This is a genomic window from Candidatus Poriferisodalis multihospitum (assembly GCF_028283155.1).
Lineage (GTDB): Bacteria > Actinomycetota > Acidimicrobiia > Acidimicrobiales > Poriferisodalaceae > Poriferisodalis > Poriferisodalis multihospitum.
This window is the reverse complement of record NZ_JAPYOK010000032.1, coordinates 1-16,174: the sequence shown is the minus strand read 5'-3', so window position 1 is coordinate 16,174 and position 16,174 is coordinate 1. Positions and strand designations below refer to the sequence as shown.

The window sequence follows — 16,174 nt, the reverse complement described above, 5'->3', positions numbered from 1 at the left end:
GGTCACGACGTGGGCGTCGCCAACGCGACTGCCGACCACTGGCCTGCCCCTTGAGTGTTGACAGCCCTCACCCGCACTTGGTACCTGGTGCCGCTGGTCAAGCCAGGAATCGTTGCGGTCGTGACGACACCCTCGGTCTGCCTTGTCCATGTGCCCCACGTTGGATTCGAAGCGCACGTCAGGACGGTCGTGACGGAGTTGGTCGCCGTGCAAGCCCGGTACTCGATGTCGTAGCCGGTGATCGCCGAGTGATTCTGGCCGGGCGCCGTCCAGGTCACGCCGATCTGCTGACTGCCCGCTGTCAGTCGAGGCGTCGAGACTCGATTCGGACCGCCTGCTTTCGCATTCTCTTGGCTGCTCCAACTGCTTTCGCCCTTGCTTCTGCTGGTCGTCAGGACTTCGACGGCGTACGTGGAGTCGTTCGCGAGGTTCCCAATCGTCTGGGTCCTCCGGCTGGCACCGCTCACATTGAACGTCCGCCAGTCGGTGCCCGTGCTCGGGTCACAGCTTCCGGTGCTAATGCAGTACCGAACCTTGAAGCCCGTGACCGTTGCTCCATTCGAGACAGGTGCCGTCCACGACACGTAGAGCGCCCGGTTGCCCGATGCCAACTCGACCGTGGCCGGCGCGTCGGGCGCACCGATCGGCATCGCCGTGACCGGCGACGACCACGGGCCGATGCGATTACCTCCAGCCGTGGCGCGCACCTGGACTTGATACGCAGTGCCGTTGGTCAGCGAACCGATGGTCGCAGTGGTGCCGGTGCCCGAGTGAGAGTGCGGCGTCCAGTTGCCCCACGTTGGATTTGAAGCGCACGAGCGAACCATGAACTCTGAGGCGGGGGCGGTGCAGGCGCGGTACTCCACCTCGTAGCCGTTGATCGTCGAGCCGTTGGATCGCGGCGTGATCCAATCCACCGTCAACTTGGTGTTGCCCGCCGTCACCCTCGGCGTCGTGGGCATCGCCGGTGCGCCGATAGGCGTTGTCCCGTCGGTCGCCGACGGCACCGACCACGGTCCCACGCCGTTGGCGTTGGTGGCACGCACCCGCATCTGGTACTTCGTGCCGTTGGTCAGGCTGACGATGATCGCTGTGGTGCTCGCACCCGAGTGAGAGTGCGGCAACCAACTGCCCCAGGTCGGATTGGCAGCGCAGGTCCGAATCGTCGTGTCGCCGTCGGTCGCCGTGCACGCCCGGAACTCGACGTCATAGTCGGTGATTGCCGCACCGTTGTTCGTCGGCGGGGTCCACGTCACGGTGATCTGGCGATCATCGGGTGTCAGCGTCAGCGAACTGCTCGGAGCGTCAGGCACGGCCGCCGGCGTCGCGGACTTGATCTGCGACCAGCCGCTGACGCCGCTGCTTGCGCTCGTTGCCTTCACCCGCACCTGATACTTGGTGCCATTGACGAGGGCGCTGCCACCCAGAGTGGTGATGGTCCTGGAGGTCGTGGTGTCAGAACTGGTGTCGGTATCCGCTGGTTCCCATTCGCCCCACCTTGGGTTCGAAGTGCAGTTCGTCGGCGTCGCCGTGCAGGCCCGGTGCTGCATCACGTAGCCGGTGATGTCCGCACCGTTCGACACCGACTCCGTCCACGAGACGCTCAACCTCAGGTGTGCGGCTTCCACGGTGAGACCTGTCGGCGGCGACGGTGCTGCCAAGGGGATGCCAGATGGGTACGGCTCTGGCGACCACGGCCCTGGACCGTTGACGTTTCGGGCCCGCACCCGGGCCTGGTACCTGGTGCCATTGGTCAGGCCGGTGATCGTCGCGGTGATGCCGGTGCCCGAATGAGACTTCGTCTTCCAGTCGCCCCACGTCTGGTCGGTGCCGGAGCCGCAGGTCAGAACCGTGTCGTCGTCGTTGGTCGCCTCGCAGGCGCGGTACTCGATGTCGTAGCCCCTGATCGTCGCCCCTTGGCCGCTCGGGGCACTCCACGACAGGCCAACTTGCCGGTTGGCCACGCTCATGGTCAAGCCGGTGGGGAAGTCGGGACGCACTGTCGGCGTTCCCGACACGGTCGAGGACCAAGGACCCAGGCCTTGGCCTGCTCCGCCGACATCGTTGATGGCTCGGACGCGTACCCGATAGGTCGTGCCGTTGGTCAGATTGTCGAGCGTGTACGTGACTGTGCCGGTGGTCTCGTCAGGGGTCAGAAGTGAGCCAGGGCTGTCGTCGACCCAGTCGCCGTCTGGCGTGCAGTCGGCTGTGCTCTCACAACGCTCAACGCCGTAGCCGGTGATGGGTGAACCGTTGTCCGCCGGCGGGGTCCAAGTCACCACGAGCTCTCCGTCGCCAGCGGTCAGCCTCGGCGTCGCAGGCTTCGACGGCGTGCCGAGCGGCGTTTCGCTCGCGGCTACCGACCACGGCCCAAAGCCGTTGGCGTTGCGGGCCCGTACCTGGACCTGGTACTCGGTGCCATTAGTCAAGCTGGTGATCTCTGACGTGGTGTCAGTGCCCGAATGGCTGCGGGACCGCCAGCCAGCCCACCTCTCGCACACGGGCGGATCGTCGTCAGACGTGGCCGCGCAGGCCCGGAACTGCACGCCGTAGCCGGTGATCGTCGTGCCGGGGGCAGTCGTCGGCGCACTCCACGAGACATCGATTTTGCGGTCACCTGGGGTCAACGTCGGCAGCCCGGGGGCTTCGGGCAAGGCCTTCGGCGCAGCAGTCCTGACTGGAGACCACGGCCCCACGCCCAGGCCCGCGCCGCCGACATCGTTGATAGCCCGTACCCGCACCCTGTAGGTCGTGCCGTTTTCCAATCCGGTGATCTCGTCCCTGGTATCGGTGCCCGAGTGACTGTTGTCATCCCAGTCCGCGTCGTTGGCGCAGGTGCCGGTGCAGTACTCGACGTCATAGCCGGTGATGGGACTGCCGTTGTCCGCCGGTGCCGTCCAAGTCACCACCAGCTTCGTGTTGCCGGGCTCGACGATCGGGGTGCTCGGCCTCGCCGGCGCCGAGATCGGCTTGGCCTCCGCGGCTTCCGACCACGGTCCCGCACCGTTGGAGTTGCTGGCCCGCACCTGTACTTCGTACGCAGTGCCGTTGGTCAGCCCGCTGATCGTCGAGTTCTGCGCGGTACCCGAATGACTGCGCGCTCTCCATGCACCCCACACCTCGGTCTCGCTGTCCGAGCAGTCTTTCGGCGTCGCAGTGCAGGCCCGGTACTGAACGTCGTAATCGCGGATCGGCGACCCAGAATCGGCAGGTTCGTTCCACTGCACGAGGATCTGCCGGTCTCCTGGTGTCAGATCCGGGGGGCGCTCGAAGCCCGGCAGCAGCGCAGGTGTCCCTGACCTCGACGGTGACCAGCCGCTGTCGCCCCTGCTGCTCGTGGCCTGCACCCGCACCTCGTAGGAGATGCCGTTGACCAGCCTGGTGATGGTGGTGGTGGTGCCGGTACCCGAATGGCTGTGGGGAATCCAACTGCTGCAGGTGGTGCTCGTGGGACAGCGCCGGTACTCCACCTCGTAGCCGCTGACCGTGCCGTTCCTCGGGGGAAGCGCCGGCGACCACGACACCTTCAGCAGCCGGTTCGCCGCCTCCACCGTCAGGCCAGAGGGCACCGAGGGCCTTGCTGTCTGCGCCAGCGGCGTGCCGGTCTCGGTCACCGACCACGGCCCGAGCCCGGCGCTGTTGCGCGCCCGCACCTGCACCTGGTACGCCGTGCCGTTCGTCAGCCCGGAGATGGTCGTGCTGGTACGGGTGCCCGAATGGCTGAACGACCGCCACGTGCCCCATCTCGGGCTGGACCTGCAGGTCTCGTCCGCGGCCGTGCAGACGCGGTACTGGATGGCGTAGCCCGTGACCTCGGGATCGTCGTTGCTCGAGGCATCCGTCGTCCTCGTGGGTGCGAGCCACGACACGTCCAAGCCACCGTTCCTGGGAGTCACAGTGAGCGACGTGGGCGCAGCGGGCGGGTCAGTCGCGATCTCGGTCAGCCTGCCGTCCGCAGCGCGCACGGCGGTGTCGATGCGATCCGAGCCACTGATTCTGTGAATCGTCGCTGCAGGGGCAAGGGTGCGCAGGCGAGCGTGCAGGCTGGTGTCGAGCGCCGCGCTGCCGCCGACCAGCACGAGGGCGCGCGGTGCCAGCGCCCGGATGCGGTTCTCGGTGGGCGTGGTCAACTCGTCTGTCTCCGAGTACAGCACCGCGGCATTGCTGGTGATGGCCGCATACGCGGCGGCGACGCCCATGTCTGCCGGACTCCACCCGTTGGCGATCACCAGCGTGGTGGACCGGTTCGGTGCGGCTGCCGCAGCTGTGGCCGTGCGGGATGCACCGCTGTGGCGGGGTACCCGGCGAATCGACGGAGCGAGTTCCTGCACACGATCAGCCAGCTCTGCCGCGAGCACCGCAGTGCCGCCGACGAATTCGACTGCCAAAGGCTGCTGCTCGCTGATGATGCGTTCGGTGGGCTCGGTCAACCTGTCGGCTTCGGCGAGCAGCACCGCAGCTGCCAGCGCGGCCGCGACGCCTGTGTCGGCGGCGCTGTAGCCATTCGCCACGATGAATGTGGTGGCGGTGGAGGGAACCGCCTTGGCGGCCGTGTCGAAGCGGTCGCGTCCCTCGATCCGTCTGACGGCAGAGCTGCCGACGATGTCGGCCACGTCGGCTTGCACGTTGCTGGAAAGCGCGGCTGTGCCGCCGACCAGGATCACCTCGGAGGGATCGTGATCTTCGATGAAGTTCGCTACACGGGACGGCAGTTCCCTTCTGGTCGCATACAGCACGACCGCATCGGAGCGGCTGTCGCTCTCGAGGGCTGCGAGAGCCGAGGCGACGGCCGAGTCGGCAGAGCTCCAGCCGTTCGCGATGACGACGGTGCCGATGGACCGGCTCTGCGCCACTGCTGTAGGTGCCAGCACGGCTGCGATCAGGGCGAGAACAGCGAGCGCCACCGTGCCGCCGCGCAGCTTTCGGCGCAGCGAGAATCGGGCGCTCATCCACCGCCCCAAGCGTGCGCTGCAGCGGCCCCGGAATCGTCGGCGCGGACCGCTGGACGGTACAAAATGCGTCAATTCGGACATCATGTCGGACTCTATTTCTCGCCAGTCGGCGGCTAGGGGATGGCACGGCGGGACCGCCTGCTGCATCGTCAGTCTGACAAACAATCAAATGGTTTGAAATTCATTTTGGATGCCGACCGGCACCTTCTACGGTTCCCGGCAGTTCGCAGCTGGCACCGGGAGGGCGGCTTGTCTGAAGAAGATCGATCCCGCCTCTACGCTTGGCTGTGTGAACAGACCGACGAGCCGCTGGCGGAGAACCTGATGTCGTGCCTGCCGGCCGCGCCGCTGTCGGACCTGGTGACCAAGCAGCACCTGGAAGCCGTGCTCTCGGCAAAGTTCTCCGCGTTCGAGCTGAATATGACCGCTCAGCGCGCGGCCGATCGGGAGGCGCTGGCTGTGCAGCGCGAGGCCGACCGCAAGGAAGTGGCCGCACAGCGCGAGGCCGACCGCAAGACGTTGGACCAGCGCCTGCGGCGGATCGCCATTGCACTGCCCATCGAAATCGTGGCAGCGCTCGCAGCAGTCGTAGCCATCACGGAGTGGCTGCGCGGCTGAACGCCATGGGCCCTAGCTGGGCCGAGCATCGATCGAGGTCTTTCGGCCCGAATTGCCAAAAGCGATTGGTGTGACACCTGGTGTTACACTTCTCGCCGTGCCGACCACGAGGCCTCGTCACCCCGTGACTGAGACGGACGAGATCGCCGACGTGCTCGACGCGGCGGCGCAGCGCTGGTCAGACGTACCGAGGGCGAAGCTCGTGCAGCTCGTGTTGCTGGACTGGGCCCGAGGCGGGTGCTCGCCGGCCGGACGCGCTGATGCCCGGGCAGAACTGGCCGGGTCGCTGCCCGGCTCGGCCGAGCTGTACGACCGCACCGAGGACTGGCCTGGGTGATCGTCGCCGATGCGAGCTGGGTGGTGGCGCTGCGCGACCCGAGCGACGATCACCACCTCGCCGCGGCGGCCATCAACCGGGGCATCGCCGACGAGGACGTGTGGCTGCACCCGGTCACCTTCGCCGAGTGCCTCGTTGCGCCGGCCCGCCTAGGCGTGCTGCCCGATGCTGTGCTGCGGCTGCGCGCAGCGTTCGAGATTCCCGAGGTCGACCGCGATGCACCCGTGCGCTGGGCGGCACTGCGAGCCCAGACAGGGCTGCGGCTGCCCGACGCCGTCGTGCTCGACACCGCCCTCAGTCACCGAGCACGAGCGGTCGTCACCTTCGACGCCAGACTCGCTGCAGCGGCAACCGAGCACAGCCTCCAGATCGTCAGCACCTAGCCCCACCCGTAACTCCGTTTGCAACATATTGGTTACTACTATTGGATTGTGCGTCTCGGAGCACGCCAGAGCCAGCTCGTAAAGCGGTCAAGGGCCTGCTCGGTATGCGGCGCGCAAGTCGCTGAGACAGCCTTCGCATGCCCTCGCTGCGCACACGTCATTCTCCGTGGTTACGGCATGGTCAAGGGCGTCGTCGTCTTCGCCGGCCGCACCCTGAAATACGGCCTCATCGCGGGCTTCGCTGCGGTCGTGATTCTGATCGTCAGCCGTATCGCTTCGGCGCTCTAGGCGGCATCAGCCATCTAGGCCCAGGTGGAGTCAGGGGGCTTCGGTGAGGGTGAGCCAGTAGCGGCCGGTGTTGAACGGGCCCGACGAGGACGCCGCGGCCACCTCGATGTAGTAGTCGCCGTCGACGTCGGGGGTGAAGTGGTAGCGCTCGCTGTAGGCGGCGTCGCCGCTCCCGCCGTTACCGTCGCGGACCTCGACGCCGTCAGCGTCGTACATGGGTCCGAGATCGGGGTGGTGCATGCCGCCCTGGCGGGTGTTGACCTCGACCTGGTAGCGGGTTCCGGCAGTCAAGTGGGCCCTGAACCAGTCCCGCTCGCTTTCGACCAAGACTCTGCCGCTGAAGCGGCCGGACAAGAGCCCTCTGTGCTCGATGCGACCCTGCACGGTCTCGCCGACCCCGATCTCGCAGTTCTGGTCGTGGGCAGCGAGGTCGTTGCCGGCAAGGCGGGCATTGGCAGCGTCGTAGTGGGCTTGGGTATTCGGCAAGCCGAGCCGTTGACCGTAGAAGTACCGGAACATGATGTCCGCATAGACGCTGAAGGCGCTTGCGGTCATGCCAGGAAGGCAGTCATCGTTGGCGAGCACGCCGGTGGCGTGGGTATGCACTGCGAGCACGTAGTGGCCGTCGCGGCTGTTGGCGCCGCCGCCGGCCCCGGCGCCGACGTAGTAGGTGCCGCTGGAGCGGGGGGTGAAGTACGTCAGCGCGGTGTTCCCCGGCCCGGAATCGCCGTCGGCGGTGCCCTGCGTTGAGCCGAAGTACGGGTACGGATGCACGTTGCCGTCGCTGTCCAGCAGCCGGCCGCGGTGGTCGAAGACGCCTTTCAGCCACGGATTGCCCACTGCCTTGTGGGCGGTCGAGTCGCCACGCAGGACCACCTCGTAGAGCTGGCCGCCGACGAGTCCCACCTCGAACCAGTCCTCGTCGCTCCTGCTGAGGCTCGCGATCTCCAATTCCCCAGGCGTTTCGCCGCCCACCGCCGCGGCGCAGGCCGTCTTGGTGCTGGCTGCGCAGTCTTCGTAGGGGACGTAGGGGTACACGACGACCCTGAAGGTCCACGGTTCGCCTTGTGGGTGCCTCTCGGCGTCGATGCGGACCTTGACCAGATGCCAGCCCGGGATCTCCGACGCGGTGAAGATCACCCTGGGTTCTCTCAGCGTGATCCCGACGGCGGAGTAGTCGGAACCGAGATTGGCTTGGTTGGGGGACTCGACCGCAGTGATGACCAGCAATTCCGCGTTGCCGCCCCGCGCATTGCTGCTCCCCCAGACCTCCGCCACGTACCTGCGCCCCGCGGTGAGGGACACGCGATAGCTCCTGTGCCTTGTGCAGGCAGAGTTGCCGCAATCGATGCTGTCGAATTCGTCGAGCAGGAATTCGCGTTCGGGCTCGTGATTTCTGGGCTCGATCTGCGACGACCCCTCGTCTGGATCCTCGTCCTGTTTCCCCTGCGAGGGCTCCTTGCTCGGCTCCACCCCCCAGGCCTCCTGGGCGGACTGTGACGTCGCCTTCTTGGGAGTCGTGATCCTGGGCCTCGACTCGGTCGCAGCGGCACCGGTCTCGACCCAGCTCCAGTCGCCGTTGTTATTGGTGAAGCGGGCCCGAACCCTCACCATGTAGAGCGCGCCGGGCTCGAGGCCGGAGATGGTCAACTCGTTCTCTTCGGGGAACGCGTTCCACTCGGTGTCGGTGTACGTCCTGAACACGTCGCCGTCAGGCGCCCACGACACCCGGTAGGCGGCCGGGTCGCCCGGGTGCGCATCCCAGCTCACATACAGCTCTCCGGGTTCATAGCCCGGTTCCACGCTCAAGCCGGTGACGGCCGCGGGCGCCGCTGCTGAGGCAAGGTTCGCAGGCGCCACGGTGGCGACCAGCACCCCGGCGGCAACCAGCGCTGCCAGGACTGCTGCTCGCGTGCGGCGGCGGGGAAGAGAGGGAGACCGATTCAGCGTCATGGCGCTCGCTCCTCGAACTCGGTGCAACAACCGGCGGCGGCTCGGTTCCGCCGCGAGCCCGACTGCCATCACTTCAGTTCATAGTTTGTACAACTATCGCGCAGCCGTCCTACCCCCGCAAACACGTGCCTCGGGCCGGTGCTGCGGCATCGTCATGAGCCCCTAATATGCAGGTCACACGGGTTCTCTACAGATTATCCTGCATGCGCTCGATTACATTTTTGCTCGTGTTGTATGCGTTCAGTGCCAGATAGTTGACTGTATGCGTTCGGTTACAATCCACTACGCTGTGGACATGGCCACTTTGGCGACGCGCGTTGTGCGAACCCCCGGGTCGTTGGCGAGCGCCATCACGGGCCGCCGCGACCAGCTCGGACTGACCCAGCAAGCGCTCGCCGACACGGCTGGGGTCTCGCGCAAGCTGGTGTGCGACGCAGAGGCAGGGAAGCTGACCATCCAGCTCGACGGCCTCGTGAAGATCTGCACTGCGCTCGGCTGTGAGCTCGTCATGCGTGAGGTCGATCCGGCGCGCCTGGGCTACGACGACGCGTTGGCGCCGTTGGAATGACGCCTGCGGAACTGCGCGTACGGGTCGGCGGCGAGACGGCTGCCACCCTCGAGCGAGGCACCGACGGACTCAGCTTGGCCTACGACGCCGACTATCTGGCCTGGCCCGATGCGATACCGCTGTCGCTGTCGCTGCCGTTGCGCGCCCGGCCGCACGTCGGGCCGCTCGTCGAGACGTGGCTGGATGGACTGCTGCCAGATCGCTCCGTCGAGCGTGAGGAATGGCGCCGACGGGTCGGGGCGGTCTCAGCAAGTCCGTTCGGCCTGCTCAGCACGCCCATCGGCAGCGAGTGCGCGGGCGCGGTCCAGTTCGAAGGGACGACCGCCGGCGCCCGCAGACAGCTCGGCGAGCAACCGAGCCGCAGATCTGCCTTGGAGCCGGTCTCGGAGACCGACCTCGCCGCGGTGCTGGCCGAGATGAGCGAAGGAGCATTGCTGGGCGGGTGGCGCGACGATCCGCCCGCCAGCTTCAGCCTCGCAGGCACCATGCCGAAGCTTGCGGTGCGGCACGGCAGGGCGCCATGGTGCAAAGCGATCGGCGACGAGCCCACCACGCACATCCTCAAGCCATCGCTGCCCCGGTACCCCGGCCAGGCGGTCGGCGAGCACCTCGCGCTCTCGACCGCGCGACGGCTGGGCATCGAGGCGGTGCGCACCCACGTTGCCCTCATCGGGGGCATCGAGACGCTGGTCGTGGAGCGCTTCGACCGCTCCCTGCGCTCCCCCGGCGGCGACATTGCGCGCATTCATCAAGAAGACCTCTGTCAAGCGCTCGGGCTTCCGCTGGGACAGCGATTCGAGCGAGACGGCGGCCCGGGACCGGGCGATGTCGCTCGACTGCTGGCGATGCACAGCAGCGACTGCAGCGCCGATCTTCGATCGTGGTTCAGGCGGCTGGTGTACTGCTGGCTGATCGTGGCGAACGACGCCCATGCCAAGAATCACGCTCTGCTGCACCTTCCCGGCGCCGTCTGCCGGTTGGCACCGATGTACGGCACAGAATCGTGGCTGCCGTATACCGGCGTGGCAGCGAGTGAGATCGACCTCGCCATGTCGCTGGGCGACGGCTACCAGGCAGGCGACGGCGCTCGCATCGACGACTGGCAGCAGCTCGCACGTGAATTCGGCATGGACTCCCAGTGGGCTGCCGCCGAGGTGCTGCGCATCGCCCAGCACACCCCCGCGCATCTCGAAGCCGCGATTGACGCCTTGGGAGCCGCTGCCAGATCGAGCGACATGCCGACACGCTTGCTCGACGCGGTCGTGCTCAGAAGCGAATCCGTTTTGGCCGACGCCTGAGCGCTGCCTGTGTTCAGGTGCTGGTGGTCCAGCGGACGCCGTCGGGGGAGCGAGGCCAGCAGGTGATGGTGCCGTCGGTGTCGATGGCGCAGGTGTGGATGTCGTCGATGGTGACGGAGCTGTAGGTGCTGGTGGACGTGTCTGGCTGGGTGCCCCACTGGTGGCCCCAGCAGACGATGGAGCCGTCGGTGGCGATGGCACAACTGTGGCGGCTGCCCAGCGCGAGGGCGGTGTAGGTGCCGGCGGGGGCGTTGGTGCGCCCCCAGTCGCTGTGGCCCCAGCAGGCGACGGTGGCGTCAACGGCGATGGCACAACTGTGGTTCTGAGCGAGCTCGATCGCGGTGTAGGTGCCGCCGGGTGCCTTGGTTTTCCTGAAGCGCTTGTCGCCCCAGCACGTAATGGAGCCGTCTGTGGCGATGGCACAACTGTGAGTCTTGTGCGCGGCAATCGCCGTGTAGGTGCCAGCCGGCGGCCTGCTCTGCTTGTAGTAGTTGTCTCCCCAGCAGGCGATCGTGCCGTCGGTGCTGAGCGCGCAGTTGTGGTCGGCGCCGGCCGCGATGGCCGTGTAGGTGCCGTCGGGAGCGTCGGTCTGACCGCGGTGGTTGTAGCCCCAGCAGGCAATCGTGGCGTCGGTGCTGAGCGCGCACGTGTGGTCGTTGCGGGCGGCGATGGCCGTGAACGTGCCGCTCGGCGCGCGGGTCTGCCCGAGCACATTGTCTCCCCAGCAGGCGATGGTGCCGTCGGGCTTGAGCGCGCAGCCGTGGTAGTAGCCGACGGTCATGGCCGTGAACGTGCCCGCCGGGGCGCGGGTCTGCCCCAGCGAGTCGTCTCCCCAGCAGGCGATGGTGCCGTCGGTTTGCAGTGCACAGGCGTGGAAGTAGCCGATGGCCACTTGGGTGTGGGCGCCGGCCGGCGCTTTCGCCATCGCATCGCGGTCGAATCCCCAGCAGACCGCCGAACCGTCCTCGGTGGAGATGGCGCAGGAGTGCTCCCAGTAGGCGACGACCTCGGTGTAGGTGCCGTCGGGCGCGTCGCTCTCCCCGGTGTTGTTCCCTCCCCAGCAGGTGATGGTGTCGTCGGCGGCAAGGGCGCAGGAGTGGCCCACGCCGGTGGAGACGGACTTGTACGTGCCCGACGGCGCGTTTGCCTGGCCCGCGGCGTTCTTGCCCCAGCAGGTGATGGTGTCGTCGGTGGTGATGGCACAGGTGTGCGCGTGGCCGGCCGAGAGCGACTTGTACGTTCCCGCCGGCGACGTGGACCGCCCGTCCCAATAGTGGCCCCAGCACTTCATCGTGTCGTCGGTGGCGATCGCGCAGGTGTGCACTTCGCCAGCGTCGATGGCCTTGTACGTGCCCGCCGGGGCTTCGGCCTCGTCCTCGTCGTTGTAGCCCCAGCAGGCAATGGTGCGGTCGGTCCGGATGGCGCAGACATGCTCCCAGCCGAGCGTCACGGCGGTGAAGGTGCCCGCCGGGGCCATGGCTTGGCCGAAGGCGTTGTAGCCCCAGCAGGTGATAGTGGCGTCGGTGGCGATGGCGCACGAGGTCCGGCCGTTCGCCGCTATCTGGGAGTAGGTGCCTGCCGGCGCGTCGCCCTGGTAGAAGGAGTTGTCCCCCCAGCAGGCGATGGTGCCATCGGTGCGGATGGCACAGGCGTGGATGGAGCCCGAGGCCAGCGCCTTGAACGTGCCCTCGGGCGGGTTCGCCTCGCCATAGGAGGCGGGGCCCCAGCAGGCGATGGTGCCGTCGGCACGCAGGGCGCAGGTGTAGGACCCGTAGTCGGACAGCGTCGTGAATCCCCTGCCGGCGGACTGGCCGATGCGCGCGGGCACGGTGGCCTGCGCTGTGTTGCGCAGCATGCGGCCGTCGGCGGTGCACACCGCGAAGTCTGTTGCGCAGTCGGTTGCCGCCGGGAGCGTCACGGTGACGTCGCCGGGTCCGTCTGGGGTGACGGTGAGCTCCCAGGTCTTGCCGTCGGTCGCTGCCTCCGATGCCGAGACGAGCGAACCGCCGGTGACCGTGAGCGCGTCGGCCATCGACCCGCCGGTGACCTGAGGATCTGCTTCGTCGAAGTTGAGCCGCAGCGTGAACTGCGACGATCTGTCGTGCGTGCGGGGCACGCCCGTGAACCATGCGCCCGGCGGTGCCTCGCTGCGTTCGGGGAGCGCGTCGGTTGCCGCGCTGAGCGACACGTCCACGGTGCTGCTGGCCGAGGCGGACAGCAGGCCGTCGGTCGGCCACCAGTACGTGCCGCGCAGCACCAGCCCGTTCGGCACCTGGCTCTCGGAGGCGGTGAACTGCTGGCCGTCGATCTCGAGAACGAAATCGGTGTCCAGCGAGGCGCGCAGACCCAGATAGAGGCCGCCGGCGATCTCTGCGAGCACCATGACCTGGTAGGTCGTGCCGTCGACGTCGAAGCGATCCGGCGACAGCGATCCCAACCGCGCCCAGAGCGAATAACCGGCCGCCCCGTCGGCCGCCGCCACGTCCAGCGATGCAGACCACACGTCGACGAGGTCCGTGCCCGGGTCGGTGCCGGTGCCAGGGTCAGTACCAGTGCCGGGGTCGGTGCCGGTGCCGGGATCGGTGCGAGTGCCGATCAGCGACTCCGTGCCGGTGTCGATGCTGGGACCGGATGGCGATTCTGCCGAGGCACCGCCGATGGGCTCTCCCACCGGCTCGGTCAGCTTGAGCTTCAACCGGTACCGCACGGGACTCTCGGACTCCACCCGCACCAGGTAGGTGCCCGCCGCCAGGGTCAGGCTGAATCGCTCATCAGAACGCCCGAGCTCGGTGCCCGAACCCAGCAGCTCGCCCCCGGCGCTTTCCACGAACACATCCGCGTTGGCCGTCAGCCGACGCAGCACCACCTCCACCGATTTCGGCGAGGACAGCTCGAACCGGTACCGCTCCACAGCGCCGGCCGCATCGTCAATGGTGCTGTTGACGACCGTCTTGGCCTCATCGGTGATGTCGCCCAGCTCCGTGGCCTCGGAGATGTCACGGAGCTGCAGCTCTGGCGACGCCCCTACAGACACGGGCGCTGGTACGAGCAGGCCAGCGACCAGTGCCGCCACCACGGCACCTCGCGCGGTTGGCCCGAACCGCCGCCCGCGCAGCAGTTTCCTTGAGCGCATCCGACAATAGTAATGCCCATTATTTTCAGGGCGGCCTGCTCGTGCCGTTCCATTGGAGTCGGCTAATAGTCGTTGTCACTATTATTTCGTGCCGTGCCCGCTTTCGACGATGGCGACGCTCAGCGTTCGGGGCCGGACCGCCGAAGCGATAGAGACGATCACGACGACTCGGCAGTGGCACAACGTCTGCTTGACTCGGCGATCAACACGTTCGGCGACAGGGGGTTCCAGGCCGCATCGGTAGCGGAGATCGCTCGCGGGGCTGATACGACCGCGGACGCCGTGTACGCAAGGTGGTCCGACAAACAGGAACTGTTCGACGCGGCCTTCAGAGAGGTTGTGGAACGGCGGATGCTCCTGTTGATCAAGAACGCCCCCGTGCTGGCAACGTCGAAGCTCGCCATGCTCGGCGACAGCCTGCTCACGGCGCAGCGCGACAGCACGCGCAACATGTGGATCGAGGCGTGCACGCAGGCGATGCGGGACGAGGACTGGCGCCCGGTCCTCTCAGAGTCGCTCGACGTCGAGGCGCTGGAGATCTCAGAGATCGTGGAAGACGCCAAGAATGCAGGCGATATCGACGAAGACCTGAGCACGACCGCCATCGTGTTCTTGTGTCAGGCGCTCGGCCTGGGAAGTCATCTGGTGGCACGTTCGCTGGCGAGCCACCGATACGAGCCCGCCGCGGACGACTGGAGCTACTTCGTCGGGAGGCTGATTCGCGGTCTCGCACCACGGAAGTGACGGCCCGTTCCGGGGCGAGAGATAGTAGGGGTTACTGCAATAGAGCTGAATCGTCTGTGAAATTCCGTTGCCTTCCGACCAATGACGCGCTCTGGCTGTGGCTAATGTTGGCGCGGCATGCAGGCTCCATCGGCATCGGACGCACCGTCGTCGACCGAAGCCAGGCGCAGTTCGGACGTCTCGACAGAGCGCATTCTGGACGCGGCCGCACTCGTCTTCGGCGAAAAGGGGTACGAGGCGGCGCGTGTCGCGGACATCGCTCGGCGCAGCGGTCTCACCACGGGTGCGCTCTACGCGAGATGGCTGACCAAGCAAGAGTTGTTCCTCGCTGCGGTCGAGCAACGAGGGTCGACCAGAACCGAAGTCGTCTCCGGCCAAGCCGAGCTGTCGGCCGCCAGGAAGCTGGCGGAACTGGGCAGCGGGCTGCTCGGCGGCGGTGACGACAGCGACGACGCAGCCCGCAACCTCATGCTCGAGGCGTGCGTGATGGCGCGGCGCGATTCGTCGTTGAGCGCAGACGTGGCACAGTCGCTCGATGTGGAGGCCGCCGTGCTGGCCGAGGTGGTCTCCCAAGGCAAGGCCGCAGACGAGATCGACGCCAGCCTCAGCACCGAGGCCATCGTGTTCGCCTGCCAGGCACTCGGCCTCGGCGCTCGTCTTGCGGCCGCTGCCGAGCCTCGGGAGGTCGGGCTTCCCTCGGTCGAGGACTGGCGCGAGCTGATGACCCGATTCGTCGACTCCATCGGCCCATCGCAGTCATAACCGCGCCCGCTGGGCAGCGGTCGGCACTGCGCGCTGTGGCTGGACTGCCGGGCAACGCCCGGTCAGGAACGGTGGGCTTCGATGGCGGCGAGGGCGTCGTCGAGGGTCTCGACGCCGACCACGCTGACTGAGGGCTCGGCGACGGCAATCGCCTCGTCGACCTGTGAAGCGGGCACCAGGAACAGATCGGTGCCGGCTCGCACGACGGCGTGGGATTTCTGGGGCACGCCGCCGATGGGACCCACCGAGCCGTCGTGGTGGATGGTGCCGGTGGCGGCGACGTCGAGGTTGCCGGTGAGCGGTTCGGGCGTGAGGGCGTCGATGACCGACAGCGTGAAGGCCAGACCGGCCGAGGGGCCGCCGATGTTCTCGATGTGGAGCCGCACGTCGACGGGCGGCTCGGCGAATTCGACGTGGGTGGTGACGATGACGCCGAGCAGGGCGACGCCGTCTCGGTCGGCCAGGGTGACGGTGACGGTGCGGGTCTGGCCGTCGGGGGCGAGGGCGGTGAACGTGGCGGTGGCGCCCGGTTCGTGGGCCTTGACCGTGTCGGACAGCTGCTGCGCCGTGGTGATGGCCGTGTCGCCGACGGCTTGCACGATGTCGCCTTCGTGGAGGGCGTCGTCGGCCGGGGCGTCGGGCATGACCCGCTCGATGCGGGCGCCGATGGGGGTCATGATCTCGTGGCCCAGGTGCTCGAGTGCGACGGCCACGGCCACCTGGGTGGACTGGTCCATCTGGAGGCGGCCGGCGTCGCGGTTCTCGGCGACGGTGCGCTCGCCGAGGATCTCTTCGATGTCGACCACCTCGAGGGCGCCGTCGAGCCAGCCGCCGATCACCTCGAACAGCGACGGGGCGAAGCTGGTGCGGACGCTGACGAGGGAGATGGCGGCGTCGGAGGCGTAGGCGGGGTGGTCGCGGACGTCGACGAATTCCTCGATGTCGGCGGTGTGGCCGGGGGCGATGACGGCTTTGTCGATGAGCGTGGTGGTGAAGCCGGTGATGATGAGGAGTGCCAGGACGAGCTGGCTGAGAATGAGGGCCGTGGCGCCGCGGGAGTATTGGCGGGGGCGTGGGTGGCCCGAGAGCGTGGCGGCGGGGTCGGTGGCGGTTGGTGTCTCGGCGGCGGGGTGTGCCC

At 67.5% G+C, this 16,174-nt stretch carries 11 protein-coding genes; 7 read left to right on the top strand and 4 right to left on the bottom strand.

Annotated features, from left to right (window positions below; genetic code table 11):
- Window positions 1–2 precede the first annotated feature (2 nt).
- Entirely contained in the window at window positions 3–4,949 is a 4,947-nt protein-coding gene (locus VI480_RS02475; RefSeq protein ID WP_323671231.1) for a fibronectin type III domain-containing protein, read from the bottom strand.
- Between the two features lie 123 nt (window positions 4,950–5,072).
- Here VI480_RS02475 and VI480_RS02470 point away from each other — a divergent pair, with 123 nt between their 5' ends.
- The 3 genes from VI480_RS02470 to VI480_RS02460 all read left to right on the top strand — a co-directional run bounded on the left by VI480_RS02470 (window position 5,073) and on the right by VI480_RS02460 (window position 6,290).
- Window positions 5,073–5,570 carry a hypothetical protein gene (locus VI480_RS02470; RefSeq protein ID WP_323671230.1) on the top strand — a complete coding sequence of 166 codons (498 nt, stop codon included), beginning with the start codon at window positions 5,073–5,075 and terminating at the stop codon, window positions 5,568–5,570.
- A 124-nt stretch (window positions 5,571–5,694) separates the two neighbouring features.
- Window positions 5,695–5,907 (top strand): hypothetical protein, encoded by a 213-nt coding sequence (locus tag VI480_RS02465; protein ID WP_323671229.1) that lies wholly within the window; start codon window positions 5,695–5,697, stop codon window positions 5,905–5,907.
- A complete protein-coding gene (locus VI480_RS02460) occupies window positions 5,904–6,290 on the top strand; it encodes a type II toxin-antitoxin system VapC family toxin (protein WP_323671228.1) in 387 nt (128 codons plus the stop codon). Before VI480_RS02465 ends, VI480_RS02460 begins: the two co-directional genes overlap by 4 nt.
- Window positions 6,291–6,608: 318 nt before the next feature.
- Here VI480_RS02460 and VI480_RS02455 read toward each other — a convergent pair whose 3' ends face one another.
- A complete protein-coding gene (locus VI480_RS02455; RefSeq protein WP_323671227.1) occupies window positions 6,609–8,531 on the bottom strand; it encodes a fibronectin type III domain-containing protein in 1,923 nt (640 codons plus the stop codon).
- 295 nt (window positions 8,532–8,826) lie between these two features.
- Between VI480_RS02455 and VI480_RS02450 the strand changes: the two genes are divergently transcribed.
- Window positions 8,827–9,099, top strand: coding sequence for a helix-turn-helix domain-containing protein (locus VI480_RS02450; protein ID WP_323671226.1), 273 nt, complete (start codon window positions 8,827–8,829; stop codon window positions 9,097–9,099).
- Entirely contained in the window at window positions 9,096–10,397 is a 1,302-nt protein-coding gene (locus VI480_RS02445; RefSeq protein ID WP_323671225.1) for a HipA domain-containing protein, read from the top strand. The genes VI480_RS02450 and VI480_RS02445 overlap by 4 nt, the downstream gene beginning before the upstream one ends.
- A 13-nt stretch (window positions 10,398–10,410) precedes the next feature.
- Here VI480_RS02445 and VI480_RS02440 read toward each other — a convergent pair whose 3' ends face one another.
- Window positions 10,411–13,470: a hypothetical protein gene (locus tag VI480_RS02440; protein WP_323671224.1), complete on the bottom strand. Its 3,060-nt coding sequence runs from the start codon at window positions 13,468–13,470 to the stop codon at window positions 10,411–10,413.
- Between the two features lie 153 nt (window positions 13,471–13,623).
- Here VI480_RS02440 and VI480_RS02435 point away from each other — a divergent pair, with 153 nt between their 5' ends.
- Window positions 13,624–14,274 (top strand): TetR/AcrR family transcriptional regulator, encoded by a 651-nt coding sequence (locus VI480_RS02435; protein WP_323671223.1) that lies wholly within the window; start codon window positions 13,624–13,626, stop codon window positions 14,272–14,274.
- A 117-nt stretch (window positions 14,275–14,391) separates the two neighbouring features.
- On the top strand, window positions 14,392–15,036 hold the full coding sequence (locus VI480_RS02430) for a helix-turn-helix domain-containing protein (RefSeq protein ID WP_323671222.1): 645 nt from the start codon (window positions 14,392–14,394) through the stop codon (window positions 15,034–15,036).
- Between the two features lie 62 nt (window positions 15,037–15,098).
- Here the strand turns inward: VI480_RS02430 and VI480_RS02425 are convergent.
- Window positions 15,099–16,174: PDZ domain-containing protein (locus VI480_RS02425; protein ID WP_323671221.1), on the bottom strand; the 1,076-nt coding region annotated here is incomplete at its 5' end.